The 22,622-nt window shown below is 63.9% G+C and carries 23 protein-coding genes; 9 read left to right on the top strand and 14 right to left on the bottom strand.

Annotated features, from left to right (window positions below; all coding sequences use genetic code 11):
• The first annotated feature begins 47 nt into the window (after positions 1–47).
• On the top strand, positions 48–1,733 hold the full coding sequence (locus AC1D0O_RS02535) for a M14 family zinc carboxypeptidase (RefSeq protein WP_477651977.1): 1,686 nt from the start codon (positions 48–50) through the stop codon (positions 1,731–1,733).
• Between the two features lie 43 nt (positions 1,734–1,776).
• On the opposite strand, the gene adk is transcribed toward AC1D0O_RS02535, so the two are convergent.
• The 6 genes from adk to AC1D0O_RS02505 form a co-directional block, all read right to left on the bottom strand.
• Positions 1,777–2,433: an adenylate kinase gene (gene adk, locus AC1D0O_RS02530; RefSeq protein ID WP_477651976.1), complete on the bottom strand. Its 657-nt coding sequence runs from the start codon at positions 2,431–2,433 to the stop codon at positions 1,777–1,779.
• A gap of 191 nt (positions 2,434–2,624) precedes the next feature.
• Positions 2,625–3,383: a 3-deoxy-manno-octulosonate cytidylyltransferase gene (gene kdsB, locus AC1D0O_RS02525; RefSeq protein WP_477651975.1), complete on the bottom strand. Its 759-nt coding sequence runs from the start codon at positions 3,381–3,383 to the stop codon at positions 2,625–2,627.
• Entirely contained in the window at positions 3,380–3,562 is a 183-nt protein-coding gene (locus tag AC1D0O_RS02520; protein WP_477651974.1) for a Trm112 family protein, read from the bottom strand. Before AC1D0O_RS02520 ends, kdsB begins: the two co-directional genes overlap by 4 nt.
• Positions 3,543–4,574, bottom strand: coding sequence for a tetraacyldisaccharide 4'-kinase (lpxK, locus tag AC1D0O_RS02515; RefSeq protein ID WP_477651973.1), 1,032 nt, complete (start codon positions 4,572–4,574; stop codon positions 3,543–3,545). Before lpxK ends, AC1D0O_RS02520 begins: the two co-directional genes overlap by 20 nt.
• Before the next feature lie 50 nt (positions 4,575–4,624).
• Positions 4,625–5,053 carry an ExbD/TolR family protein gene (locus AC1D0O_RS02510; protein ID WP_477651972.1) on the bottom strand — a complete coding sequence of 143 codons (429 nt, stop codon included), beginning with the start codon at positions 5,051–5,053 and terminating at the stop codon, positions 4,625–4,627.
• Positions 5,050–5,688: a MotA/TolQ/ExbB proton channel family protein gene (locus tag AC1D0O_RS02505; protein ID WP_436154481.1), complete on the bottom strand. Its 639-nt coding sequence runs from the start codon at positions 5,686–5,688 to the stop codon at positions 5,050–5,052. The genes AC1D0O_RS02510 and AC1D0O_RS02505 overlap by 4 nt, the downstream gene beginning before the upstream one ends.
• A 344-nt stretch (positions 5,689–6,032) precedes the next feature.
• On the opposite strand from AC1D0O_RS02505, the gene xseA reads away from it, so the two are divergent.
• Complete coding sequence (gene xseA, locus AC1D0O_RS02500) at positions 6,033–7,352, top strand: exodeoxyribonuclease VII large subunit (protein ID WP_477651971.1); 1,320 nt, start codon at positions 6,033–6,035, stop codon at positions 7,350–7,352.
• A gap of 69 nt (positions 7,353–7,421) precedes the next feature.
• Complete coding sequence (locus tag AC1D0O_RS02495; protein WP_477651970.1) at positions 7,422–8,003, top strand: Fe-Mn family superoxide dismutase; 582 nt, start codon at positions 7,422–7,424, stop codon at positions 8,001–8,003.
• 80 nt (positions 8,004–8,083) lie between these two features.
• On the opposite strand, the gene AC1D0O_RS02490 is transcribed toward AC1D0O_RS02495, so the two are convergent.
• Positions 8,084–8,578, bottom strand: a complete 495-nt coding sequence (locus AC1D0O_RS02490; RefSeq protein WP_477651969.1) for a DUF192 domain-containing protein — start codon at positions 8,576–8,578, stop codon at positions 8,084–8,086.
• A 94-nt stretch (positions 8,579–8,672) separates the two neighbouring features.
• Positions 8,673–8,993: a cell envelope biogenesis protein TolA gene (locus AC1D0O_RS02485; protein WP_477651968.1), complete on the bottom strand. Its 321-nt coding sequence runs from the start codon at positions 8,991–8,993 to the stop codon at positions 8,673–8,675.
• 204 nt (positions 8,994–9,197) lie between these two features.
• Here AC1D0O_RS02485 and icd point away from each other — a divergent pair, with 204 nt between their 5' ends.
• From icd to sbcB, 5 genes are all read left to right on the top strand, one after another.
• Positions 9,198–10,451, top strand: a complete 1,254-nt coding sequence (icd, locus tag AC1D0O_RS02480; RefSeq protein WP_477651967.1) for an NADP-dependent isocitrate dehydrogenase — start codon at positions 9,198–9,200, stop codon at positions 10,449–10,451.
• A 160-nt stretch (positions 10,452–10,611) separates the two neighbouring features.
• A complete protein-coding gene (gene clpS / locus AC1D0O_RS02475) occupies positions 10,612–10,983 on the top strand; it encodes an ATP-dependent Clp protease adapter ClpS (protein WP_477651966.1) in 372 nt (123 codons plus the stop codon).
• Positions 10,984–11,051: 68 nt separating this feature from the next.
• Complete coding sequence (clpA, locus tag AC1D0O_RS02470; RefSeq protein ID WP_477651965.1) at positions 11,052–13,388, top strand: ATP-dependent Clp protease ATP-binding subunit ClpA; 2,337 nt, start codon at positions 11,052–11,054, stop codon at positions 13,386–13,388.
• A gap of 108 nt (positions 13,389–13,496) precedes the next feature.
• Positions 13,497–14,954, top strand: coding sequence for a cardiolipin synthase (cls, locus tag AC1D0O_RS02465; protein ID WP_477651964.1), 1,458 nt, complete (start codon positions 13,497–13,499; stop codon positions 14,952–14,954).
• A 21-nt stretch (positions 14,955–14,975) separates the two neighbouring features.
• Positions 14,976–16,445 carry an exodeoxyribonuclease I gene (gene sbcB / locus AC1D0O_RS02460; RefSeq protein ID WP_477651963.1) on the top strand — a complete coding sequence of 490 codons (1,470 nt, stop codon included), beginning with the start codon at positions 14,976–14,978 and terminating at the stop codon, positions 16,443–16,445.
• Positions 16,446–17,093: 648 nt separating this feature from the next.
• Here the strand turns inward: sbcB and AC1D0O_RS02455 are convergent.
• Positions 17,094–18,197: a saccharopine dehydrogenase family protein gene (locus AC1D0O_RS02455; RefSeq protein ID WP_477651962.1), complete on the bottom strand. Its 1,104-nt coding sequence runs from the start codon at positions 18,195–18,197 to the stop codon at positions 17,094–17,096.
• A 155-nt stretch (positions 18,198–18,352) separates the two neighbouring features.
• Here AC1D0O_RS02455 and AC1D0O_RS02450 point away from each other — a divergent pair, with 155 nt between their 5' ends.
• Positions 18,353–18,784 carry an Lrp/AsnC family transcriptional regulator gene (locus tag AC1D0O_RS02450; protein ID WP_477651961.1) on the top strand — a complete coding sequence of 144 codons (432 nt, stop codon included), beginning with the start codon at positions 18,353–18,355 and terminating at the stop codon, positions 18,782–18,784.
• Positions 18,785–18,956: 172 nt separating this feature from the next.
• Here the strand turns inward: AC1D0O_RS02450 and AC1D0O_RS02445 are convergent, their stop codons facing one another.
• The 5 genes from AC1D0O_RS02445 to trhO all read right to left on the bottom strand — a co-directional run bounded on the left by AC1D0O_RS02445 (position 18,957) and on the right by trhO (position 22,388).
• On the bottom strand, positions 18,957–19,670 hold the full coding sequence (locus tag AC1D0O_RS02445; RefSeq protein ID WP_477651960.1) for a hypothetical protein: 714 nt from the start codon (positions 19,668–19,670) through the stop codon (positions 18,957–18,959).
• Complete coding sequence (locus tag AC1D0O_RS02440; RefSeq protein WP_477651959.1) at positions 19,643–20,200, bottom strand: hypothetical protein; 558 nt, start codon at positions 20,198–20,200, stop codon at positions 19,643–19,645. Before AC1D0O_RS02440 ends, AC1D0O_RS02445 begins: the two co-directional genes overlap by 28 nt.
• Before the next feature lie 8 nt (positions 20,201–20,208).
• A complete protein-coding gene (locus AC1D0O_RS02435) occupies positions 20,209–20,658 on the bottom strand; it encodes a DUF2628 domain-containing protein (protein ID WP_477651958.1) in 450 nt (149 codons plus the stop codon).
• A gap of 105 nt (positions 20,659–20,763) precedes the next feature.
• Positions 20,764–21,429: a glutathione S-transferase gene (locus tag AC1D0O_RS02430; RefSeq protein ID WP_477651957.1), complete on the bottom strand. Its 666-nt coding sequence runs from the start codon at positions 21,427–21,429 to the stop codon at positions 20,764–20,766.
• An 11-nt stretch (positions 21,430–21,440) separates the two neighbouring features.
• On the bottom strand, positions 21,441–22,388 hold the full coding sequence (gene trhO / locus AC1D0O_RS02425; RefSeq protein ID WP_477651956.1) for an oxygen-dependent tRNA uridine(34) hydroxylase TrhO: 948 nt from the start codon (positions 22,386–22,388) through the stop codon (positions 21,441–21,443).
• Positions 22,389–22,622 lie beyond the last annotated feature (234 nt).

The raw sequence follows: 22,622 nt of genomic DNA, 5'->3' as shown, positions 1-22,622 counted from the left end.
GCGCCGGGTTCCACCCCATTCCCTTTGACTCTCGCGGACGACCTTCCATGCAAACCCCGTACGAACTCGGCAACCAGAACCAGACAACGACCTGGGATGCCTGCATCCGGTTTTATGAAGCGCTGGCGCTGCGCTGCCCCGGCGTCCTGCGGTTTTCGCAGATTGGCGTTTCCGACGCCGGCGTGCCCCTGCACGCGGGCATCGTGAGCGCCGACGGCGTGTTTGACCGCGAGCAGATCCGGCAAGCGGGGCGCGCCGTCTTTTTCAACAACAACGGCATCCATCCCGGTGAGCCCGAAGGCATAGATGCCTGCATGGCGCTGGTGCGCGACCTGTGCCTGGAGCCCGAACGCCTGGCCGCGCTGGGCAGCACGGTCTACCTGTTCATCCCGGTCTACAACGTCGACGGCAGCTGCAACCGCGGCGATACCAGCCGCGTGAACCAGGACGGGCCTGAGTCCTTCGGCTTTCGCGGCAACAGCCTGCACCTGGACCTGAACCGCGACTTCATCAAGTGCGACAGCCTCAACGCGCAGCTGTTCAACCGCTTCTTCGCGGCCTGGGACCCGGACGTGATGGTCGACACCCACACCTCCAACGGCGCGGACTACAGCTACACCATGACGTTGATCCACACCCAGGCCGACAAGCTGGGCGGCGGCCTGGGCGCTTTCCTGCGGGAGCGCATGCTGCCGGTGATTTACCAGGGCATGGAGGCGCGCGGCTGGCCGACCTGTCCCTATGTGAATCCCGTGCACGTGAGCCCGGACCAGGGGATTGCCGATTTCCTGGAGGTGCCGCGGTTCTCGACCGGCTACGCGGCGCTGAACCACACCATAGGCTTCATGCCCGAGACCCATATGCTCAAGCCCTTCAAGGACCGGTATGAATCGATGCGCGCGCTGCTGGACGTGACGCTGGCCTTCACGGTGGCGAATGCGCCGGAGATCCAGGCGCTGCGGCGGCAGGCCCGGCAAGCGGCGGGCGGCAGGACGCATTGGCCTGTCCGCTGGAAGCTCGATGAAACCCGCCGCTCGCGCCTGCGCTTCAAGGGTTATGCAGCGCTGCGCTCGCCCAGCCTGCTGGGCGACTACCAGCGCCTATCCTATGACAAGGACCAGCCCTGGGAGCGCGAGATCGACTACTTCACTCACTTCTCCGAAGAGGTTTCCGTGCCCGCGCCCCTGGCCTACGTCATTCCCCAGGCCTGGCGCGCCGTCGTCGAGCGCCTGGACTGGAATGGCGTGCAGATGGAGCGCCTGGGCAAGTCCCGTACGGTGCAGGCCCAGGTCAGCCGCATCCAGAGCGTCCAAAGCCGCCCTGGCGCCTACGAGGGCCACATGTTCCATGACGAGGTCACGCTGGAAACCAGCCTGCAGGCCGTCGAACTGCAGGCCGGCGACTGGTGGGTGCCGCTGGACCAGGACAAGGCCCGTTATGCCGTCGAAACCCTGGAGCCGCAAGCGCATGACAGCTTCTTCCGCTGGGGATTTTTCAACAGCATTCTGGAAAAGAAAGAGCATTTCTCGGACTACGTCTTCGAAGACATGGCGCTGCAGCTGCTCAAGGAGGAGCCGGCGCTGCGCGCGCGCTTTGAGCAGTGGAAGGGGGCCAACCCCCAACTGCTGTCAGATCCCCAACAGGTCTTGGGTTTTATCTTCGAGAACTGCGCGCGCCATGCCGAACCGCAATGGCGCCGCTATCCGGTGCTGTCGATTTTTGAGCGCCCATGAAAAAAGCCGTCGGAAGACGGCTTTTTTATGAACCTGCTGCGGCCTAAGCGGACAGCGCCTCGAAGGCGCGCGCCGTGATCTGGTCTACCGTGCCCATGCCACTGATGGCGCGGTATTTGGGGGCAGCGTCCGGTGCGACCTTGGCCCAGCCGGAGTAATAGTCCACCAGCGGGCGGGTCTGGGCGCTGTAGACCTCCAGCCGCTTGCGCACGGTTTCTTCCTTGTCGTCTTCGCGCTGGATCAGCGGCTCGCCGGTCACGTCGTCCTTGCCCTCGACCTTGGGCGGGTTGAACTTGACGTGGTAGGTGCGGCCCGAGGCGGGGTGCGAACGGCGTCCGCTCATGCGCTCAATGATGGCCTCGAAGGGGACGTCGATCTCCAGCACGTAATCGAGCTTGACGCCCGCCGACTTCATCGCGTCGGCCTGGGGGATGGTGCGAGGGAAACCGTCGAACAGAAAGCCCTTCGCGCAATCGGGCTGGGCAATACGTTCCTTCACGAGGTTGATGATCAGGTCGTCACTGACCAGCGCGCCGGCATCCATGATTTTCTTGGCTTCAATTCCCAGAGGTGTGCCGGCCTTGACGGCCGCGCGAAGCATGTCGCCGGTGGAAATCTGGGGGATGCCGTACTTCTGGCAGATGAAGGTCGCTTGCGTCCCCTTGCCCGCGCCAGGCGCGCCCAACAATATCAGTCTCATGGATGTCCTCGGATTTTATGAATTCGTGAAGCCAACCCGGGCCGGCGCGCCGGTACCCGCTAGGCTTGCTTGGGGCAGGTGTAAAGGGCTGCCAGCGCGTCCTGCAGGCCTTCCACTTGCGTTTTTCCCAAGGATAGCATGCACCCCTGACAGCACCTTACAGGCAAGGGCATCCCGGCGTGAGGGCGCGCTCAGGAAAACAGCTTGCGGGCGCGGTCCAGGTCTTCGGCGGTGTCGACGCCCGGGCCGGGCGCGTCGTCGGTGATGTGCACGGCGATGCGGTGGCCGTGCCACAGGGCGCGCAACTGCTCCAGTTGCTCGAGCTGCTCCAGCGGCGCCTGGGGAAGGCGGGGAAATTCCCGCAGAAAACCCACGCGGTAGCCGTAGATGCCGACATGGCGCAGCGGCTTGGGCAGGGTGCTGCCGGCCTCCCACCAGGCCTGGCCGGCGAAGTCGCGGCCCGCCGGAATCGGCGAACGGCTGAAATAGAGCGCGGTGTGGCGGGCATCCAGCACCACCTTGACCACGTTCGGGTTCTGCAAGTCGGCCAACTGGCCTATGGAATGCGCGGCGGTGCTCATGGCGCAGTCGGGCCGTTCGTTGAGCAGGCGCGCCACGGCGTTGATCAGCGCCGGGTCTATCAGCGGCTCGTCGCCCTGGACGTTGACCACGATGTCCTCGTCCGCCAGGCCCAGAACACCGCAGGCTTCGGCCAGCCGGTCGCTGCCGCTGGGGTGGTCGACGCGGGTCAGCACGGCCGTGACGCCGAAGGACGCGCATCTTTCAATGATTTCCTGGCTATCGGTTGCGACGACGGTGCGCAAGGCAGCGCTTTGCATGGCGCGCTGCGCCACGCGCACGACCATGGGGGCCCCGCCTATGTCGGCCAGCGGCTTGTTGGGAAGGCGGGTGGAGGCCAGCCGGGCCGGGATCAGGACGGTGAAGCTCACAGGCCCAGCTCTTCGTCGGTCATGGTGCGTGCTTCGCTTTCCAGCAGCACGGGCAGGCCGTCGCGCACGGGGTAAGCCAGCCGGGCGCTGCGGGAGAGCAGTTCCTGTTTTTCCCGGTCGTAGTCAAGCGGGCCTTTGGTCACGGGGCAGACCAGCAGTTCAAGCAGTTTGGTGTCCATGTTTCGATGGTAATGGAGAAAGCAGGGGCGCCAGCAGCGCGTCAAAGGCGGCGAAAAAGGCCGGTTCAGGCGAAAACACCAGAGGCACGGCCAGCAGGTCCAACCCGGCGGCGCCCGGCAGGGCAAACAGCTTGACGGCGTCTTTTTCGGTACACAGCACGGTCCGGCCCCGCAGCCCGGCCAGGTCGGCTTCGCTGAAGACATGGTGGTCGGACAGGGTGATGGTGGCCTCCAGCATCAGGCCGCGGTCCTCCAGCATGCCGAAAAATGCCTGCGGATTGGCGATGCCGGCCAGCGCCGTCACCGGCCGACCGCGCAAGCCGGCCAGCGCGACCCGGTCGTCGCCTGGCGACCAGGCATCGTGGGCCAGTTGCCGGCTGGAGGTGAAGCCTTCGAAGGCAGGTTTTTGCCCGGTGTGCAGAACAAGGTCCAGGCCATGATGTTTGCGCGCAGGCCAGGGTTCGCGCAGAGGGCCTGCCGGCAGCAGCCAGCCATTGCCCGCGCCACGGTCGTCAAACGCGGCGATTTCGATGTCGCGCTGCAGGGCGTAATGCTGCAGGCCGTCGTCGCATAGCACCACGGCCGTCTCGGGATGGGCGGCCAGCAAGGCCCGCAGTGCTTCAGTGCGCTTGTCCGCCACAAAAACCGGCACGCCGGTAAGCCTGTGGATCAGTGCCGGCTCGTCTCCGGTTTGCGCGAGCGGCGCGGTGGGCGTGACCTCCACGCAGTCCGAACCTGAGCGCCCATAGCCGCGCGACACCACGCCCACCGCAATATGCTGCGCCTGGAGATGCCTGACAAGGGCGATTACCAAGGGGGTTTTGCCGGCCCCGCCGGCGACCACATTGCCGACCACCACAACGGGAACCTTGAAACGCTCGGACCGCAGGAAGCCGTGGCGGTACAGCGCACGGCGCAGGCGCACCAGCAGGCCGTATAGCTGCGCCAGCGGCCAGAGCAGGCATGCCAGCCCTCCGCGGGTGAGCCAGGCGTTCTGCAGAAGGTGTTTCACGGCCGTTTCGCGGGGGAGGGCGGCTGTTGCGGCCGGGAGTGGCCAGGGGCTTATTTCGCCCCGCCCATCGCGGCGCTCTGTGTGGCAAACGTGATTTGCGTGAGGCCCTGGCGGCGCGCCGCCTCCATGACGGTGATGACCGCCTGGTGCGTGGCACTGGCGTCGGCGCTGATGATGATGACGCTCTCCTTGCCGGCCTTGGCCGCCTCGGCCAGCGCGGCGCCCAGCGCCTCGATGCCGCGGCCTTCGACCAGGGTCTTGTTGACCATGTAGCGGCCGTCGCTGCTCACCGCGACGATGACTTCCTTGGGATAGTCGCGTTGCTGTTCGGCGTCCGCCACCGGCAGCTTGACCTGCAGTTCGGTGAACTTGCTGTAGGTGGTGGACAGCATCAGGAAGATCAGCACCACGAGCAGCACGTCGATGAAGGGGATCAGGTTGATCTCCGGTTCGTCGTGGGGGTGAGGACGGAAATTCATTTACGCAGCGTGTTGAGGTGGCGGACGAAGCGTTCGGCGGCCAGTTCCATGCTCAGCAGGTAGCCATCCACGCGGGCCCGGAAATAGCGCCAGAAGATCAGCGCTGGAATGGCCACCATCAGGCCGAAAGCCGTGTTGTAGAGCGCGATCGAAATACCGTGCGCGAGTTGCGCCGGGTTGCCGCCGGTCGCGCCGCCGACACCGCCGCCGCCGGCCTGGGAGCCGAAAATTTCAATCATGCCGATCACCGTGCCCAGCAGGCCCAGCAGCGGGGCGGCGGAGGCGATGGTCGCCAGGGCCGCAAGGTAGCGCTCCAGCTTGTGCGCCGCCTGGCGTCCGGCGCCTTCGAGGATGGAGCGCAGGTCGTCCTCGCTGATGCGTGGGTTGGTGTTCAGCGCGCGAAAGCCGCTGGCCAGCACCTCACCGAGCACCGAGTTCTGCTCGAGCTGAGCGACGACGTCGGGCGAAGGGATGGAAGCGCGGGAGACGGTGATGGCCTCGTCAAGCAGCTTTGGGGGCGCGACTTTGCGGATTTTGAGGCTGGTGAAACGCTCGATAACCAGGGCGAGAGCCAAGACGGAACAGGCAACCAAGGGCCAGATCGGCCAGCCTGCGGCTTGTATGATCGAAAACAATGCACATCTCCAAGCAGATAATTTGTGGTGGATTATGGCTTACAGATACTGCAGCGCCGCGCGATGCGCGGCGCATCCACCACGAATGTTTTCAATATCCGATTTTTGTCAGACATAGCCCACAGAAGTTGTGGATAACTTTGTGAGCAAGTAAGGGCGGTGCGCCCGCCAAGCCGCGTCAAACCGTGGATATGACAAAACGATGAAAATTTGAGCAGAATTAAGTTATTCAAAATCAATGAGTTACACGAATTTATCGGGTCATCCGCAGGGAACAGGGTCTTTCGCCCATGCTGGACGGCGCTCTGTGGAGTACTGCCCCTGCGAAATCAAGGGGTTTGGCCGTGTTTGAGCCAGCGGTGCGTCCCGAGAGGCCGTTTCCGGCGGGACGCGAGGCGGGTGTGCGTATCTGGCCGGTGGGCTCCCTGCTGCGCGCGATTGCGGACAGCCTGGAGGCGCGCTTCAACCCGGTAGCCGTGCAGGGCGAGATCAGCGGATTTTCGCGGGCGGCCAGCGGCCATTGCTATTTTTCCCTCAAGGACGAGCAGGGCCAGATCCGCTGCGCCATGTTTCGCCGCGCCGCTGGGTTACTCGATTTCGCCCCGCGGGACGGCCAATTGGTGGAGTTGCGCGGGCGCCTGGGCGTGTACGAACCGCGCGGCGAGCTGCAACTGGTGGTGGAGTCCATGCGGCAGGCCGGGCAGGGCAACCTGTTCGAGCAGTTCCTGCAGCTCAAGGCCAGGCTGGAGGCTGAGGGCCTTTTCGAGCCGGGCCGAAAGCGCCCCTTGCCCCTGCTGCCGCGCGGGATCGGCGTCGTTACCTCGCTGGGCGCCGCGGCCCTGCATGACGTGGTGAGCGCGCTGCAGCGGCGTGTGCCGCATATCCCCGTGGTGATCTACCCGGCCAGCGTGCAGGGCGCGCAGGCTGCGGGCGAATTGCGCGAGGCGCTGCACAAGGCCTACCAACGGCGCAGCCAGGACCGGGTCGACGTTTTGCTCCTGGTGCGCGGCGGCGGTGCCATGGAAGACCTGTGGGCCTTCAATGACGAGCAGCTTGCGCGGGCCATCGTGGCCTCGCCGGTGCCGGTGGTCAGCGGTGTGGGCCATGAAACCGACTTCACCATCGCCGACTTTTGCGCCGATGTACGCGCGCCGACGCCCACCGCCGCGGCCGAGCTGTGCGCGCAGCCGCAAAGCACCTGGCTCAGCGCGCTGGACCTGGCCTTGTCGCGCCTGCAGAACGGCGTAGACCGCCAGCTGCAGTCGCACAACCAGCGCCTGGACTGGGCGGCGTCCCGGGTCAGCCGGCCGTCACATCTTGTGACGCGCCAGCATGCGCGCCTGGCCGGCCTGGGGCAGGACCTGAATCACGCCGTACGCTCGGCCCTGCAGCACGAGCGGCTCAAGCTGCAGTCCCTGGCGAGCGAGTTTCCGCGCGAAGTGGAGGGCAGCCTGCGGCGTGGCCGGCAGCGCCTGGAACGCGCGCAGCTGCGGCTGGAGTTGCTGGACCCGAAACTGGTCCTCAAGCGCGGTTACGCCTGGCTGGCCGACCTGCAGGGCCAGCCGATCACCAGCCCGGAGAAGACGCATGAAGGCCAGCCCGTACGCGCTACCCTTGCCGGCGGCGAGGTCGATTTGACCGTCACGGCGCGCCGCCTGATTTAGTTTTTACAATGGCCCGGACAGCGTTCACAACCGTTCAATAACAGTTTATTCATCACCACGAGGAAAATCATGGAACACAAGCTCCCACCACTCCCTTACCCGATCGACGCGCTGGCGCCGCACTACAGCCAGGAGTCCTTTGAGTACCACCATGGCAAGCACCACAACGCTTATGTGGTGAACCTCAACAACTTGCAAAAAGGCACCGAGTTCGAAGCCATGACGCTCGAAGAAATCGTCAAGAAATCCAGCGGCGGCGTTTACAACAACGCGGCCCAGATCTGGAATCACACCTTTTTCTGGAGCTGCATGAAGCCCGCCGGCGGCGGCGAACCCGGCGGCGCGCTGGCTGCGGCCATCAACGCCAAATTCGGCTCCTACGCAGCCTTCAAGGAGGCGTTCGTCAAGTCCGCCGTCGGCAATTTCGGCTCCGGCTGGACCTGGCTGGTCAAGAAGGCCGACGGCACGGTGGACATCGTCAACACCGGCCCGGCCGGCACTCCGCTGACCACCGCCGACAAAGCCCTGCTGACGGTCGACGTCTGGGAACACGCCTACTACATCGACTACCGCAACCTGCGCCCCAAGTTCGTTGAGACTTTCCTGTCCAACCTGGTCAACTGGAGTTTTGCGGAAGCCAACTTCGCCTGATTGACGCTGCCGGCGCACTCAGCGCCCGTAAAAAAGCCGACTTCAAGTCGGCTTTTTTTGCTTTCGGGCGGGCGGGAAAATCAGCGCCTCGTTTCAAACGGGGGGCCGCCCAGCTTGCTGCCGGCCTTGATGCCCTTTTGGGCGAACCAGCCCTTGTTCATTTCCAGCACGTAGCGCACCGGCTTGGCGGAGCAATGCGGATCCGTGGTTTGCGGCTTCATGTCAGCCAGGTTCACGATGGTGCCGTCGTCCGCCACGAATGCCGCCGTCAAGGGCAGCAAGGTGTTTTTCATCCAGAAACATTGCTGGCTGGGCTGCTCGAACACGAAGATCATGCCTTCCTGCTGCGGCATCTCCTTGCGGAACATCAGGCCGATTTGCCGCTGCTCGGGCGTAAGGGCCACCTGTGCATCAATCAGGTGCATGCCGGCAGACAGCTTGACGCGCTGCAGGTTCATCTGCGGCGCCTCCTGGGCCGAAGCGCACAGCGGGGAGAGCAGGGCGGCCAGGGCCAAGGCGCTGGCCAGGACCTGGAATACCTTGCCCAATGAATGGGCGCCAGGTTTTGAAAGCATAAAGTCACCACGCATGAAGTTGATCTGCCAGCATAAACGACGCGCATAAAAAATGCCCGCACGCGGCGGGCATTCTGACCGAAGTCACCAGGAATTACTTCTTGGCTTCAGCTTTCTTGGCGGCAGCGGCTTCAGCCTTTGCCTTCTTGGCGGCAGCGGCTTCAGCTTTCTTGGCTGCGGCGGCTTCAGCTTTTGCTTTCTTTTCAGCAGCGGCTTTTTCTTTCTTGGCGGCCTTGGCGGCAGCTTTTTCTTCCTTGGTCATCTTGGCTGGCTTGGCAGCTGGGGTAGCGGCAGGAGCAGCGGCGGCAGCTGGAGCGGCTGCAGCAGCAGGAGCGGAAGCAGGCTTGGCAGGGGCTTGTGCGTATGCACCAACAGCGAAGAGGCCAGCGATCAAAGCAGCGAGGATTTTGTTCATTTGGAATTTCCTTGATAACGTTATTGGAAAAAAATACCCCGAACTTCTCGGAGGCCCTACCGTAACGGAGCCCCTTCCCCGGCCGTTGACACAAGCCCCCAAATTCTTTTGCTCCCTGGATTTACGGCTAGAATTTAGGGGTTTTTACCTAACTGCTACAGGGCGTACCTTCCACGCCTCAGCGCTCACCGGAGACTTTCCTACATGTACCAGCACATCAAGGTGCCTTCCCAAGGCCAGAAAATCACTGTCAACGCCGACAACTCCCTGAACGTTCCTGACGAACCCGTCATTCCGTTCATCGAAGGCGACGGCACCGGCGCCGACATCACGCCGGTCATGTTGAAGGTGGTCGATGCTGCTGTTGCCAAAGCCTACGGCGGCAAGAAGAAGATCCACTGGATGGAAGTGTTTGCCGGTGAAAAGTCCACCAAGGTCTACGGCCCCGACGTGTGGCTGCCCGAAGAAACCCTGCACGCCGTGCGCGACTACGTCGTTTCGATCAAGGGCCCGCTGACGACGCCCGTGGGCGGCGGCATCCGCAGCCTGAACGTTGCGCTGCGCCAGGAACTCGACCTCTACGTCTGCCTGCGCCCCATCCAGTACTTCAAGGGCGTTCCTTCCCCGGTCAAAGAGCCTGAAAAGACCCACATGGTCATCTTCCGCGAAAACTCGGAAGACATCTACGCCGGCATCGAATTCGAATCCGGCAGCGACAAGGCCAAAAAACTCATCAAGTTCCTGCAGGACGAGATGGGCGTCAAGAAGATCCGCTTCCCGAACACCTCGGGCATCGGCATCAAGCCGGTTTCCAGCGAAGGCACCGAGCGCCTGGTGCGCAAGGCCATCCAGTACGCCATCGACAACGACAAGCCCAGCGTGACCATCGTGCACAAGGGCAACATCATGAAGTTCACCGAAGGCGGTTTCCGTGACTGGGCCTACGCCCTGGCCAAGAAGGAATTCGGCGCGGTGGAAATCGACGGCGGTCCATGGATGAAGTTCAAGAACCCAAGGACCGGCAAGGAAATCACGGTCAAGGACAGCATCGCCGACGCCTTCCTGCAGCAGATCCTGTTGCGCCCCGCTGAATACAGCGTGATCGCCACCCTGAATCTGAACGGCGACTATGTGTCCGATGCGCTGGCGGCCCAGGTCGGCGGCATCGGCATCGCCCCCGGCGCCAACCTGAGCGACACCGTCGCGATGTTTGAAGCCACCCACGGCACGGCGCCCAAGTACGCCGGCAAGGACTATGTCAATCCCGGCTCTGAGATCCTCTCCGCTGAAATGATGCTGCGCCACATGGGCTGGACCAAGGCCGCCGACCTGATCATCAGCTCGATGGAGAAATCCATCGAGTCCAAGAAGGTCACCTATGACTTCGCCCGCCTCATGGAAGGCGCGACCCAGGTCAGCTGCTCCGGTTTCGGCCAGGTCATGATCGACCACATGTAAAGCGGGCCCAGCCCTCTATTTTGAAGCCGCCCGGGAGCAATCCCGAGGCGGTTTTTTCATGTGCGCGAAATAAGCAAAAAATCACGCTTGAATGTCGCGTTCCCGCCACCAATTTCCCTAACAGGCGCACTGGGTTATATCGGTGGCTAGAATGAATTCCATGGCAACCAAGTCTCCCAAACCCCCGAACACTCCGGTGCAGCATCCGGTACCAGCCGTCAGGCCGGACAACGGAGGGGATTCGGTCGTGCTGGAGCGCCGGCCGCAAAAGACCAAACCGCCGCAGATGTACCAGGTCGTTCTGCTCAATGACGACTACACCCCCATGGAGTTCGTGGTGGTGGTGATCCAGGAGTTTTTCAACAAGGACCGGGAAACCGCCACGCAGATCATGCTGAAGATCCACCTGGACGGCAAAGGCGTCTGCGGGGTTTTCTCCAAGGACGTGGCCGCCACCAAGGTCGACCAGGTCACCGAAGCCGCCCGCAAGAACGGCCATCCGTTGCAGTGTGTCAGCGAGCCCATTGAATAATCGCGAATCCGGCCAATATTCGAGCTATAAGTCAGTTAAGTAACCCAAGCAAGCCGAAAGGAAGATCAATGATTGCCCAGGAATTAGAAGTCAGCTTGCACATGGCGTTTGTCGAGGCGCGCCAGCAGCGCCACGAGTTCATCACCGTTGAGCACCTCCTGCTTGCCTTGCTGGACAACCCCAGTGCCGCCGAAGTGCTGCGAGCCTGCTCCGCCAATGTCGACGATTTGCGCAAATCGCTGGCCAACTTCATCAAGGACAACACCCCGCAGGTCGCGGGCACCGATGATGTCGACACGCAACCCACGCTGGGCTTCCAGCGCGTGATCCAGCGTGCCATCATGCACGTGCAGTCCACCGGCAACGGCAAGAAGGAAGTCACCGGTGCCAACGTGCTGGTCGCCATCTTCGGCGAAAAAGACTCGCACGCCGTGTATTACCTGCACCAGCAGGGCGTCACCCGCCTGGACGTGGTGAACTTCATCGCCCACGGCATCAAGAAGAGCGACCCGCCCGAGCCCGCGAAGGCCGGCGAGAGCGCGGCCGAGAACGAAGAGGGCGCCGAGAAGAACGAAAAGGCCTCTCCACTCGAGCAGTTCACCGTCAACCTGAACCAACTCGCCAAGGACGGCAAGATCGACCCGCTGATCGGCCGCCAGTACGAGGTCGAGCGCGTCATCCAGATCCTCTGCCGCCGCCGCAAGAACAACCCGCTGCTGGTCGGCGAGGCCGGCGTGGGCAAGACCGCCATCGCCGAGGGCCTGGCCTGGCGCATCACGCAAAAAGACGTGCCCGAGATCCTGGCCGAAGCCAATGTGTATTCGCTCGACATGGGCGCCTTGCTCGCGGGCACCAAATACCGTGGCGATTTCGAACAGCGCCTCAAGGGCGTGCTCAAGGCGCTGAAGGACAAGCCCAACGGCATCCTCTTCATCGACGAGATCCACACCCTGATCGGTGCCGGTGCGGCTTCGGGCGGCACGCTGGATGCGTCCAACCTGCTCAAGCCCGCGCTCAGCTCGGGCCAGCTCAAATGCATTGGCGCGACCACCTTCACCGAATACCGCGGCATCTTCGAAAAAGACGCGGCCCTGTCGCGCCGTTTCCAGAAGGTCGACGTGGTCGAGCCCACGGTGCAGGAAACAGTCGACATCCTCAAAGGCCTGAAGTCGCGCTTTGAAGAGCACCACAGCGTCAAGTACGCCGTGGCCGCCCTGCAGGCCGCGGCCGAGCTCAGCGCCAAGTACATCAACGACCGCCACCTGCCCGACAAGGCAATTGACGTGATTGACGAAGCCGGCGCCGCCCAGCGCATCCTGCCCGCGTCCAAACGCAAGAAGATCATCACCAAGGCCGAGGTCGAAGAGATCGTGGCCAAGATCGCCCGCATCCCGCCCGCCAACGTGTCCAACGACGACCGCGGCAAGCTCAAGACGCTGGAACGCGACCTGAAAAGCGTGGTCTTCGGCCAGGACAAGGCGCTCGATGTGCTCTCGTCCGCCGTCAAAATGGCGCGCTCGGGCCTGGGCAAGGACGACAAGCCCATCGGCTCCTTCCTGTTCTCCGGCCCCACGGGCGTCGGCAAGACCGAAGCCGCCAAGCAGCTGGCCTACATCATGGGCATCGAGTTGATCCGCTTCGACATGTCCGAGTACATGGAGCGCCATGCCGTGAGCCGCCTGATAGGCGCGCCCCCGGGCTACGTCGGTTTCGACCAGGGTGGCCTGCTGACCGAGGCCATCACCAAGAAGCCGCATGCCGTGCTGCTGCTCGACGAGATCGAAAAGGCGCACCCGGACATCTTCAACGTGCTGCTGCAGGTGATGGACCACGGCACGCTGACGGACAACAACGGGCGCAAGGCCGATTTCCGCAATGTCATCATCGTCATGACCACCAACGCCGGTGCCGAGACGATGAACAAGGCGACCATTGGCTTTACCAACCCGCGCGAGTCCGGCGACGAGATGGCCGACATCAAGCGCCTGTTCACGCCCGAGTTCCGCAACCGCCTGGACGCGACCGTGAGCTTCAAGGCGCTCGACGAAACCGTCATCCTGCGCGTGGTCGACAAGTTCCTGCTGCAGCTCGAGACCCAGCTGGCCGAGAAGAAGGTTGAGGTCACCTTCACCGACACGCTGCGCAAGTACCTCGGCAAGAAGGGCTTCGACCCGCTGATGGGGGCGCGCCCGATGCAGCGCCTGATCCAGGACACGATTCGCCGCGCCCTGGCCGACGAACTGCTGTTCGGCCGCCTGATGGACGGCGGGCGCCTCACGGTCGACATGAAAGTGACGGCCGACGAAAAAGGCGTGGAGACCGGCGAGGTCGAGCTCGACATCCAGCCGCTGCCCAAGAAAGAGGGCAAGGCCAAACCCGAAGCCGAGGCGGCTGAGACCAACTGAGGGCTTGGCAGGCGCTGATTTTTCAGCACCCACCCAAAAGGCCGGTAGCATCACGCTATCGGCCCTTTTTTATGCCCGCCAGCGCCGCCAACCCCTTTAAATCCTGTCTTGACGCTTCCCGAACTCAACTCCGAATGGAAAACCGGCCTCTCCCTGGCCTGGAGCGCCTACATCGCGGTGTTGTCCATCTGGATCGTGATGCAAAAGCGCGCCCCGGTGTCCACCATGAGCTGGATACTGTCGCTGGCCTTGCTGCCTTTCGCGGGCTTTGTCATCTATTACTTCCTCGGGCCCCAGCGCCTGAAAAAGCAGCGCCTCAAGCGCCTGCGCAGCCGTGCCGGCGAGCGCGCGGGCGCCGACCTCGCCTTGCTGCGCGAGGCCGCGGAAATGGCGCCCGCGGCCCTGCGGCAGATGGCCGCGCTGGGCACCGCCGCCTGCGGCTTGCCGGTGTCCAGCGCGACCTCGGTCGAGCTGCTTTCGGGCGGCGCCCGCACCTTCGACCGCATCTTCGAGGCGGTGGGCGAAGCCCGCGACCACGTCCACCTCGAGTACTACATCTTCGAGCCCGACCAGATCGGCACCCAGCTGCGCGACCTACTGGTGCAAAAAGCCGGGCAGGGCGTCACCGTGCGGCTGCTGGTCGACGCGCTGGGTTCCAAGCGCCTGGGCAGCAGCTTCCTGGCGCCGCTGCAGGCGGCCGGCGGGCAGGTCGCGTTTTTTCACGACACCCGCATAGGCCGGGGGCTGCGCCCGGTGACCAACTACCGCACCCACCGCAAGATCGTGGTCTGCGACGGCAGCATAGGCTTTACCGGCGGCGTCAACATCACCGACGAAGAAGACCGGCGCACCCGCAGCGACGCCTACCACGATGTGCACCTGCGCATAGAAGGCAGCGCCGTGCGCTGGCTGCAGACCACCTTCCTCGAAGACTGGGCCTACACCACCGGCGAGTCCCTGAACGACGGGCAACGCGCCTTGCCGCAGCTGTTGCCGCGGCTGCAGCCCGAAGCCGAGGCCGGCGAGATCCCGGTGCAGATCGTCACCAGCGGGCCCGACACCACGCTGGAGCCTATACACCGCATGCAGGTGGCGGCCATCAACGCCTCTTGCCAGCGCGCCTGGCTGACCACGCCGTATTTCGTGCCCGGCGAACCCGCGCTGATGGCGCTGACCAGCGCCGCGCTGCGCGGCGTCGACGTGCGCCTGCTGGTGCCGCGCCGCAGCGACAGCCTGATCGTCAGCGCCGCCGCGCGCTCCTACTATGACGAACTGATCGCCGCCGGCGTCAAGGTCTGGGAATACAAGGCCCGCATGCTGCACTCCAAGACCCTGGTGGTCGACGACCACTGCGCCATGGCCGGAACCGCCAACTTCGACAACCGCAGCTTCCGCCTGAACTTTGAGGTCATGGCGGTGGTCTACGGCCCGGCGCTGGCAGGGCCCCTGGCCGACCAGTTTGAAACCGACCTGCGCAGCGCCGCCGCCGTGCGCGCCCACAGGCCGCAGCGCTTCCTCGTGCGGCTGGCGGATGCCACCGCGCGGCTGTTTTCCCCCTTGCTTTAACCATCCTTCCCGAGACGTTCCATGGCCTCCCACACTTTTCTCTGGCACGACTACGAGACTTTCGGCATCAACCCCCGGCGCGACCGTCCCGCGCAGTTCGCCGGCATACGCACCGACGCCGAACTCAACGAAATCGGCGAGCCGCTGATGCTTTACTGCAAGCCCGCCAACGACTACCTGCCCGACCCGGAGTCCTGCCTGCTCACCGGCATCACGCCGCAGCTGTGCCTGGAGCGCGGCGTGGCCGAGCACGAATTCGCCGCCCGCATCGAGGCCGTGCTGGCCGAGCCCGGCACCATAGGCGTGGGCTACAACACCATCCGCTTTGACGACGAAGTCACGCGCCACCTGTTCTGGCGCAACCTGATCGACCCCTATGCGCGCGAATGGCAGAACGACTGCGGCCGCTGGGACCTGCTGGACGTGGTGCGCATGGCCTACGCCCTGCGGCCCGAAGGCATCACCTGGCCGCGCAAGCCCGACGAGCGCTTTCCCGACGACCCGAAGGTGACCCGCCCCAGCTTCAAGCTCGAAGACCTGGCGCGCGCCAACGGCCTGCTGCATGACGCGGCGCACGATGCGTTGTCCGACGTGCGCGCCACCATCGCGCTGGCCCGGCTGACCCGCCAGGCGCAGCCCAAGCTCTTCGACTTCGCCTTGAGCCTGCACAAGAAGGACCGCGTCGCCGCCGAACTCGGCCTGCCCACCAGCCCGCAGACGGCCCAGCCCTTTCTGCATATCTCGGGCATGTTTCCGCCCGAGCGCGGCTGCCTGGGCGTCATGTGGCCGCTGGCCACGCATCCCACCAACAAGAACGAGTTGCTGGCCTGGGACCTGTCACAAGACCCCGCTGAGCTGCCGCTGCTGGACGTCGCCACGCTGCGCCAGCGCCTCTTCAGCAAATCCGTCGACCTGCCCGAGGGCGTGCAGCGCCTGCCCATCAAGTCGGTGCACCTCAACAAGTCGCCTATGGTGGTGCGCAAACTCGCCACCCTGACGCCCGAGATGGCGGCCCAGTGGGGCGTGGACATAGACGCCGCTTTGCGCAACGCCGAAAAAGCCGCAGCCCTGCCCGACATGAGCGCCATCTGGCCCGAGGTTTTCCAGCGCCCCAAAGAGGCCGCGCCCGACGTCGACGAAGACCTCTACGGCGGCTTCATCGGCAACGCCGACCGGCGCCGCCTGAACCAGCTGCGCGCACTGTCGCCCGCCGAGCTGGCCCACAGCCGCACCGGTTTTGACGACGACAGGCTCGAAGAGCTGCTGTTCCGCTACCGCGCCCGCAATTTCCCCGAAACCCTGTCGCCCGAGGACGCCGAGCGCTGGGAGGGGCACCGCGTCGCCTGGCTGCTCGAAGGCGAGGGCGGGGCGCGCAATGTGGATGCACTGTTCGCGCGGATTGACGTCCTGTCGGAGACGGCGGATGAACGGGGGGAAGGGATTTTGGGGGCGCTTTATGAATATGCGGAGGTTGTGGCGCCAGAGGTTTAGGCGCCGGGTCTTGCGCTGGCGAGCGCGCTTCCTCTCCTCCTGTGTTCTTTGCTGAGTGTTGCTGGCCGGGGTCGCCCGGCGGCGACTCACTTTTCTTTGCTTCGCCAAAGAAAAGTAAGCAAAAGAAAGGCGACCCGCAGTCTGGGTCCCTACGCTTCGCTACGGGCAACCTGCGGTGCTCGAGCCAAGCGGGGTCCGGCTAAACTCGCCTTCGGCTCAGACAACGCCGGCCCTGATCCGCTTGTCTCTGCGCTCCTCGGCCCAGCCAGGACGGGGCAAGCGGGAACGGGGACAGAAGACAAACACCAAAGAACAAACCAAGACAAACAAGGACTCGCCAAGGCGAGTCCTTGTGGTTTTCAGTATTTGAATTTGGTATTCCTTCCCCACCCCTTGTGGATGCGCCGAGGAGCGCAGGTTCAGGCGGATCAGGGATCGCGTTGTCTGAGCGAAGCGAGTTTAGCGAGACCCCGCCTGAACCGAGCACCGCAGGTTGCCCGTAGCGAAGCGAAGGGACGCAGCAATCAGGGTCGCCTTTTCTTTTGCTTACTTTTCTTTTGGCGAAGCAAAAGAAAAGTGAGTAGCCGCCGGGCTACCCCCGGCCAGCAAGATCAAGAGAAGGGCGCACCGCCGGAGCAAGAACCGAACTCAAGCCGCAGCTTGTTCCGCAGCATGCTCCGCATAAGCCCTCCCAAACCGATTCCCCAAAAAATCCCCCAACAAAATATCTTCCTGCCGCACAAACCCCCGCGCCGGCAGCCGCCCTGCAGCCAGCAGGTCCAGCACCGCACAAATACCAGAAGCCGTGGTGACCTGGATCGCGCTGCGAAGCACGCCATCGACCACCTGGCTGTAAACCTTGTGGGCATAGGTCTCCTGCATGAGCCGACCTTCGCGCTGGCCGCTGACGGTGACGAAGACGATGACCACGTCCTGCAGCGTCACGGGCAGGGCGTTTTCGAGTAGGTCCTTGAGCACGTGGCGGCGCTCGCGCAGGCGCAGGTCGTTGAGCAGCACCTTCATGATGGCCGCGTGGCCCGGGTAGCGAATGGTTTTGTAGTTGAGGTGGGTGACCTTGCCCTGCAGGGTTTCGCACAGGGTGCCCAGGCCGCCCGAGGTGTTGAAGGCTTCATAGGTCACGCCGTCGAGCGAGAATTCCTCGTGCTCGGCCAGCGGCGGTACCTGGCGCAGCACGCCTTCGACAATCGCTTCGCAGGGCTCGCAGTACTCGTTGATGACGCCGTCGGTGCTCCAGGTCAGGTTGTAGTTGAGCGCGTTCGACGGGAACTGGGGCAGTGCTCCCACGCGCATGCGCACGCTGTGCAGGCTGTCAAAACGGCGGCACAGGTCGGCCGCGACGATGGAAACAAAACCCGGGGCCAGGCCGCATTGCGGGATCAGCGCCGAGCTTGCGCCGGCTGCCGCCAGCTCCTTCACGCGCCGTGTACTGGCCACGTCTTCCGTCAGGTCCAGGTAGTGCACGCCCTGGGCCACGGCGGCTTCGGCGATCGCCGTGGTCAGGTGAAACGGCGCCGCGCTGAGCACCGCGTACTGCCCGGCCAGTGCCTCACGCAGGGCCTGCGGCTTGCTGATGTCCAGCGCCAGCCGCTGTACGCGCGGGCCGGTGCTGATGCCCGCCAGCGCCGCCGGCGAGGCGTCGGCGACGGTCACCGAATAGTCCCCGGTGGCGCCCAGCAGCGCGGCGATGGCGGAACCGATTTTCCCGGCGCCTGCAACCATGATTTTTTTCATGAGGGTCTCCTTGGATAGTGCACCCCGATGCAGAGGCATGGACCATTGTGGAAGCCCGGGAAGGCAGTTGCCAGTATCAATTTAGACAAAATAACGCCATACTTTAGATAAAGAGGCTATCTAAATACGCGATTTAACTAATTTGAGTGAGTACCATGCAACTCGACGCCATAGACCAGACCCTGCTGGCCGAACTGCGCGACAACGCGCGCTGCCCCATGGCCCTGCTCGCGCGCAAGGTCGGCTTGTCGCGCACGGCGGTGCAGGCCCGCATCACGCGGCTGGAGCGCGACAAGGTCATCACCGGCTACGGTGCGCGCACCGGCGATGCCTATGAGCAGTCGCAGGTGTCGGCACACGTGATGCTGACCGTCGGCCCCAAGCTCACGGGCACGGTGGAGGCGGCGCTGCGCAAGATCCCCGAAGTGCGCTCGCTGCTGTCCATCAGCGGCGCCTACGACATGATCGCCATCGTGCAGGCCGGCTCCATCGAAAGGCTGGATGCGCTCATAGACGGCATAGGGCTGCTGGACGGCGTGGAGCGCACGCATACCTCGGTGGTGCTGTCTACGCGGATACAGCGTTGAGATGTGTCTTTCTTGCTCCCTCTCCCTCTGGGAGATGGCCGGGGTGAGGGCCGCAGCCTGTGCATGAAACTGCGGTATTGCTATCGCCGCTGGCCCTCACCCCAACCCTCTCCCAGGGGGAGAGGGAGTAAAGCGCAGCCTGTAAAGAGGAAGAGGGGCGATGACCTTTTGCCTAGTCGTCCTTCGCAACAGACCACTTCCCCGCCTTCAATTCAAGGCGCATGGGACACGATCTTGATTCGGGCATATCCGGCGCGCACAGGCCCGCGACCTTGATGGTGGACGGCCCGCTCCAGCGTGTGTCGGTCGGGCTCCAGTCGCGGGCGTCCGGCCCATAGGTGTACTCGACACGGGGCTTGCCCTGGTTGATCCTCCAGACCTCCACGCCGTTGCCGTCATAGTTTGCTTCGCCCGCCGCCGAGAAGGCCACGGCTCTTTTGCGGTCGGGTGACACGGCCGGAAACCCCAGCATGGGGTATTGCCGGCCGGTGGTGTGGTCGACGGCGACGTAGCTGCTGCCTTCCCACAGCTGGGCATAGAGCACGTGAAGCCGGGCATCCGGCAAGTAGGCGAGGTAGTTGTAGCTGACGTCCTGGTCGCTCTCGTTGTTGACGTCCTTGATCCGCACCGTCTTGTGGGCGGTGCGTATGCTTAACAGCGGGCCCGCCCGCGAAAACCGGAACGACTGGGCGGACTTCGCCTGGACACGTTCTATGGCCTGGGCGCACTCAAAAGAGGGCTGCTGGTTCTGGCAGTGCACCAGAAGCTTCTGGTAGGCCGGGGGCTCGGCCTTGCCGGGGCCGGCCAGCAAGGCGAGGGGCAGCAGCAAAAGGAAGGGGCGCATCGCCTGTGCCGCAATCACTGCGGCGGCAAGAAGGCGCCCCATAGCGTCATGATCATGAGGGGGATGCCGAGCACCACGCCCACCCAGTTCCAGGCGGAGAAACGGCTGTTGGGTTCATGGCCCGGCGCCACTTTCCGGTTCAGTTCGTTGATGAAGCCCTGCACCGGCAGCAGCACAAAAATACTGGCCAGGCAGATCAGCCAGTAAGGGTCGGGTAGCTTCCACAACAGGTTGGGGATGATCCAGGCGGCGGCCAGGCCGCCCGCCTCCATCTTCGCGGCGGGTGAGTCGGGGTCGTGTTTTTTGACCCGGTCCAGCAGCGAATAGAAAAAGAACACGCCGAAGAAGGCGCGCCAGAAAGGCATGATGTTTTTTTCGTCCGTGCGCAGGCGCACCATCTTCCAGTTCTTGTACAGCCAGTACATCTGGTAAAGGCCCAGCGTGCTGAAGAACATCACCAGCAGCTTGAGCCGCGAAACCGGGAAGAAAGGCGGGGCGTCCGCGCCGGCATCGGGTATCTCGGCAACGTCGGCGACCGGGGCCTGGGGTGGGGCGTAGGGATTGGGGTTCATGTGTACTCCTACCACCAGCCGTTTTGCCTGAGCACCATCTTCTTGTAGTAATCGATGTTGGAGCGGGCCGCGAAGATGGCCGCGACGCCATAGCCCAGCGAACTGCTGAAGCGGCCCAGGCCCATCATTCCCAGCACGAGCTGGAGCAGCAGCACCACCGCCACGCACACCACAAACAGGCTGATGGCTTTTTTCCACATGCCTTTGGTGAGGTAATAGAAGGGGCCGAAAAGGAAAGCCAGCACGCTGAAGCCGATCTTCATGCGTTCGCCGACGCCGAGGGCCTTGAACTGGGGCAGCTTCACGCCGCCGGCTTTTTCGATGAGCTGGAATTTGGTCTTCCACGCATCGGAAACCGGCAGGCCGGCGATGGCTTCGGTGGCCTGTGGCGCGGGCACGTCGCTGACCGGCGCTTGCGGCGGCGCAAAAGGGTTGGGCTGGGGCGTGGGCTGACTCAAGATATTCCTCCCGTTGATGACTGGCATGGGCGCGGCTGGTAGCGGCCTGCGGCGGCGGCGCTGCCGGCTCAGTGTCCGGTCTGGGGCGTCGCTGTGTGGTTTATATCAGCATTGAACCCGGACGTCGCTTGCCTGCCACGGCGCGTGTTTTTCCATCACGCCCAGGAAGCGCGCGCCGGCCTCAAAGCCCGCCAGCCAGGCCTGCAGCCGCGGCCAGGGCTGCGCGGCGAACCAGGTCGCATCGGTGTGGGCGAACTGGCGCACAAAGGGCAGCAGGGCCATGTCGGCCAGGCTCACACGCGGGCCGAACAGCCATCCTTCGTTCAGCATGCCATCCAGCTTTGCCAGCCATGCCGCGCCTTGCGCGCGGTGCAGCAGCGCGAACGCCTGAACGTCGCCTGCGGAATCTTCAGGATAGCGGTGCGGGTATTTGTAGCGGTCCAGGTCGCACTTGAAGTCCCCGTCATTGGCGGCAACCAGCGCCAGCATGTCCTCGATGGCGCCTCGTGGCGGCAACAGCCAGCTTTCCGGGTCCTTGCGCCGCAGCGCCCACAGCATCACGTCCAGGCTCTGGTCAATGACCGTGCCGTCAGGCAACACCAGCACCGGCACCGTGCCCTTGGGCGAGGCGGCCAGCAGCTCGGCGGGTTTGTCGCGCAGCACGACTTCGCGCAACTCATACGGTTCGCTGCTGGCCGCCAGCGCCAACCGCGCGCGCATCGCATAGGGGCAGCGGCGAAAGGAATACAGGACGGGCAGGGCGCCGCTCATGGGCAGAGGGGTCAGGCGCCGGGCTGGCGCACGCCTATGTGCGCGGCCTGGCGTTTTTCGGCGAGCTCGACCTGGCGCTGGCGCTCGCGGTAGCCGGCTTTTTGTTCTTCCGTCGTTTTGCCGTGGCAATGCGGGCAGCTCACGCCGAGTTCATACAGAGGCGATCGGCGGTCTTCCTCGCTGAGCGGGTCGCGGCACGACCTGCACAACGTGAAGCCGCCGGGCTTGAGCCCGTGGCCCACCGAAACGCGCTCGTCGAACACAAAACATTCGCCCTGCCAGCTGCTTTGGGCCTCGGGCACGGTCTCCAGGTATTTGAGAATGCCGCCTTCGAGGTGGTAAACCTCTTCAAAACCCTTGGAGCGCAGCAGCGCCGTGGATTTTTCGCAGCGTATGCCACCGGTGCAGAACATCGCGACTTTGGGTTTCTTGCCGTCCTGCGCCGTCAGCTTGCCGCCCTCGGCCATTTCGCGCTCCACCCAGCCGGGCAGCTCCGAAAAACTGCCGGTGTGCGGGTTGATCGCGCCTTCAAAAGTGCCGATGGAGACCTCGTAATCGTTACGCGTGTCGACCAGGACCACGCCGGGCTCGCTGATCAACTGGTTCCAGTCCTGCGGCTTGACATATTCCCCGGCCATCAGCGCCGGGTGGACTTCGGGCACGCCCATGGTGACGATCTCGCGCTTGAGGCGCACCTTCATGCGGTAGAAGGGCATCTCCGCGGCCCAGGCCTCCTTGTGCTCCAGATTGGCCAGGCGCGGGTCGGCGCGCAGAAACGCCAGCACCGCCCGCACGCCCTCGGGCAGGCCGGCGATGGTGCCGTTGATGCCCTCGGGCGCCAGCAGCAGCGTGCCCTTGACGCCGTGCCCCTCGCAGCGCGCGAGCAGCGGCGCCTGCAGCGCGGCGAAGTCGGGCAGCTCGACGAATTGGTACAGGGCGGCAGTCAGGAAGGGGGACATGGAGCGGATAAAACGGGATGAAACGGGTTGGGGAGGGCCCGAAGAGGCTTTTTAAGGCGTGCGGGCCAAGCCTTTAATGGTAACGGCCTGGGCTTTTACGCCACCAAAACCTGATTTTGTGACAAAAGGCACCTGATTCAAGCCAGGCGGCAGCGCTTTAAGCCTCTGCCCGGTAGACATTTTGCTGCAATGCAGCAAAATAACCGTGTACTTATTAAAGACACCCGTCCAGAC

It is taken from the genome of Polaromonas sp. P1_F2 (assembly GCF_056405735.1).
This window is presented reverse-complemented; position numbering and strand designations above follow the sequence as displayed.

What these genes read in the sequence shown, in the direction of transcription:
- clpS (WP_477651966.1), top strand. Translation starts at nt 10,612, where the DNA reads ATGGCAACCAAGTCTCCCAAACCCCCGAACACTCCGGTGCAGCATCCG.
- clpA (WP_477651965.1), top strand. Translation starts at nt 11,052, where the DNA reads ATGATTGCCCAGGAATTAGAAGTCAGCTTGCACATGGCGTTTGTCGAG.
- AC1D0O_RS02510 (WP_477651972.1), bottom strand. Translation starts at nt 5,053, where the DNA reads ATGAATTTCCGTCCTCACCCCCACGACGAACCGGAGATCAACCTGATC.
- AC1D0O_RS02495 (WP_477651970.1), top strand. Translation starts at nt 7,422, where the DNA reads ATGGAACACAAGCTCCCACCACTCCCTTACCCGATCGACGCGCTGGCG.
- AC1D0O_RS02485 (WP_477651968.1), bottom strand. Translation starts at nt 8,993, where the DNA reads ATGAACAAAATCCTCGCTGCTTTGATCGCTGGCCTCTTCGCTGTTGGT.
- AC1D0O_RS02520 (WP_477651974.1), bottom strand. Translation starts at nt 3,562, where the DNA reads ATGGACACCAAACTGCTTGAACTGCTGGTCTGCCCCGTGACCAAAGGC.
- AC1D0O_RS02490 (WP_477651969.1), bottom strand. Translation starts at nt 8,578, where the DNA reads ATGCTTTCAAAACCTGGCGCCCATTCATTGGGCAAGGTATTCCAGGTC.
- icd (WP_477651967.1), top strand. Translation starts at nt 9,198, where the DNA reads ATGTACCAGCACATCAAGGTGCCTTCCCAAGGCCAGAAAATCACTGTC.
- AC1D0O_RS02450 (WP_477651961.1), top strand. Translation starts at nt 18,353, where the DNA reads ATGCAACTCGACGCCATAGACCAGACCCTGCTGGCCGAACTGCGCGAC.
- AC1D0O_RS02430 (WP_477651957.1), bottom strand. Translation starts at nt 21,429, where the DNA reads ATGAGCGGCGCCCTGCCCGTCCTGTATTCCTTTCGCCGCTGCCCCTAT.
- AC1D0O_RS02440 (WP_477651959.1), bottom strand. Translation starts at nt 20,200, where the DNA reads ATGAACCCCAATCCCTACGCCCCACCCCAGGCCCCGGTCGCCGACGTT.
- sbcB (WP_477651963.1), top strand. Translation starts at nt 14,976, where the DNA reads ATGGCCTCCCACACTTTTCTCTGGCACGACTACGAGACTTTCGGCATC.
- AC1D0O_RS02535 (WP_477651977.1), top strand. Translation starts at nt 48, where the DNA reads ATGCAAACCCCGTACGAACTCGGCAACCAGAACCAGACAACGACCTGG.
- trhO (WP_477651956.1), bottom strand. Translation starts at nt 22,388, where the DNA reads ATGTCCCCCTTCCTGACTGCCGCCCTGTACCAATTCGTCGAGCTGCCC.
- AC1D0O_RS02445 (WP_477651960.1), bottom strand. Translation starts at nt 19,670, where the DNA reads ATGGGGCGCCTTCTTGCCGCCGCAGTGATTGCGGCACAGGCGATGCGC.
- AC1D0O_RS02455 (WP_477651962.1), bottom strand. Translation starts at nt 18,197, where the DNA reads ATGAAAAAAATCATGGTTGCAGGCGCCGGGAAAATCGGTTCCGCCATC.
- adk (WP_477651976.1), bottom strand. Translation starts at nt 2,433, where the DNA reads ATGAGACTGATATTGTTGGGCGCGCCTGGCGCGGGCAAGGGGACGCAA.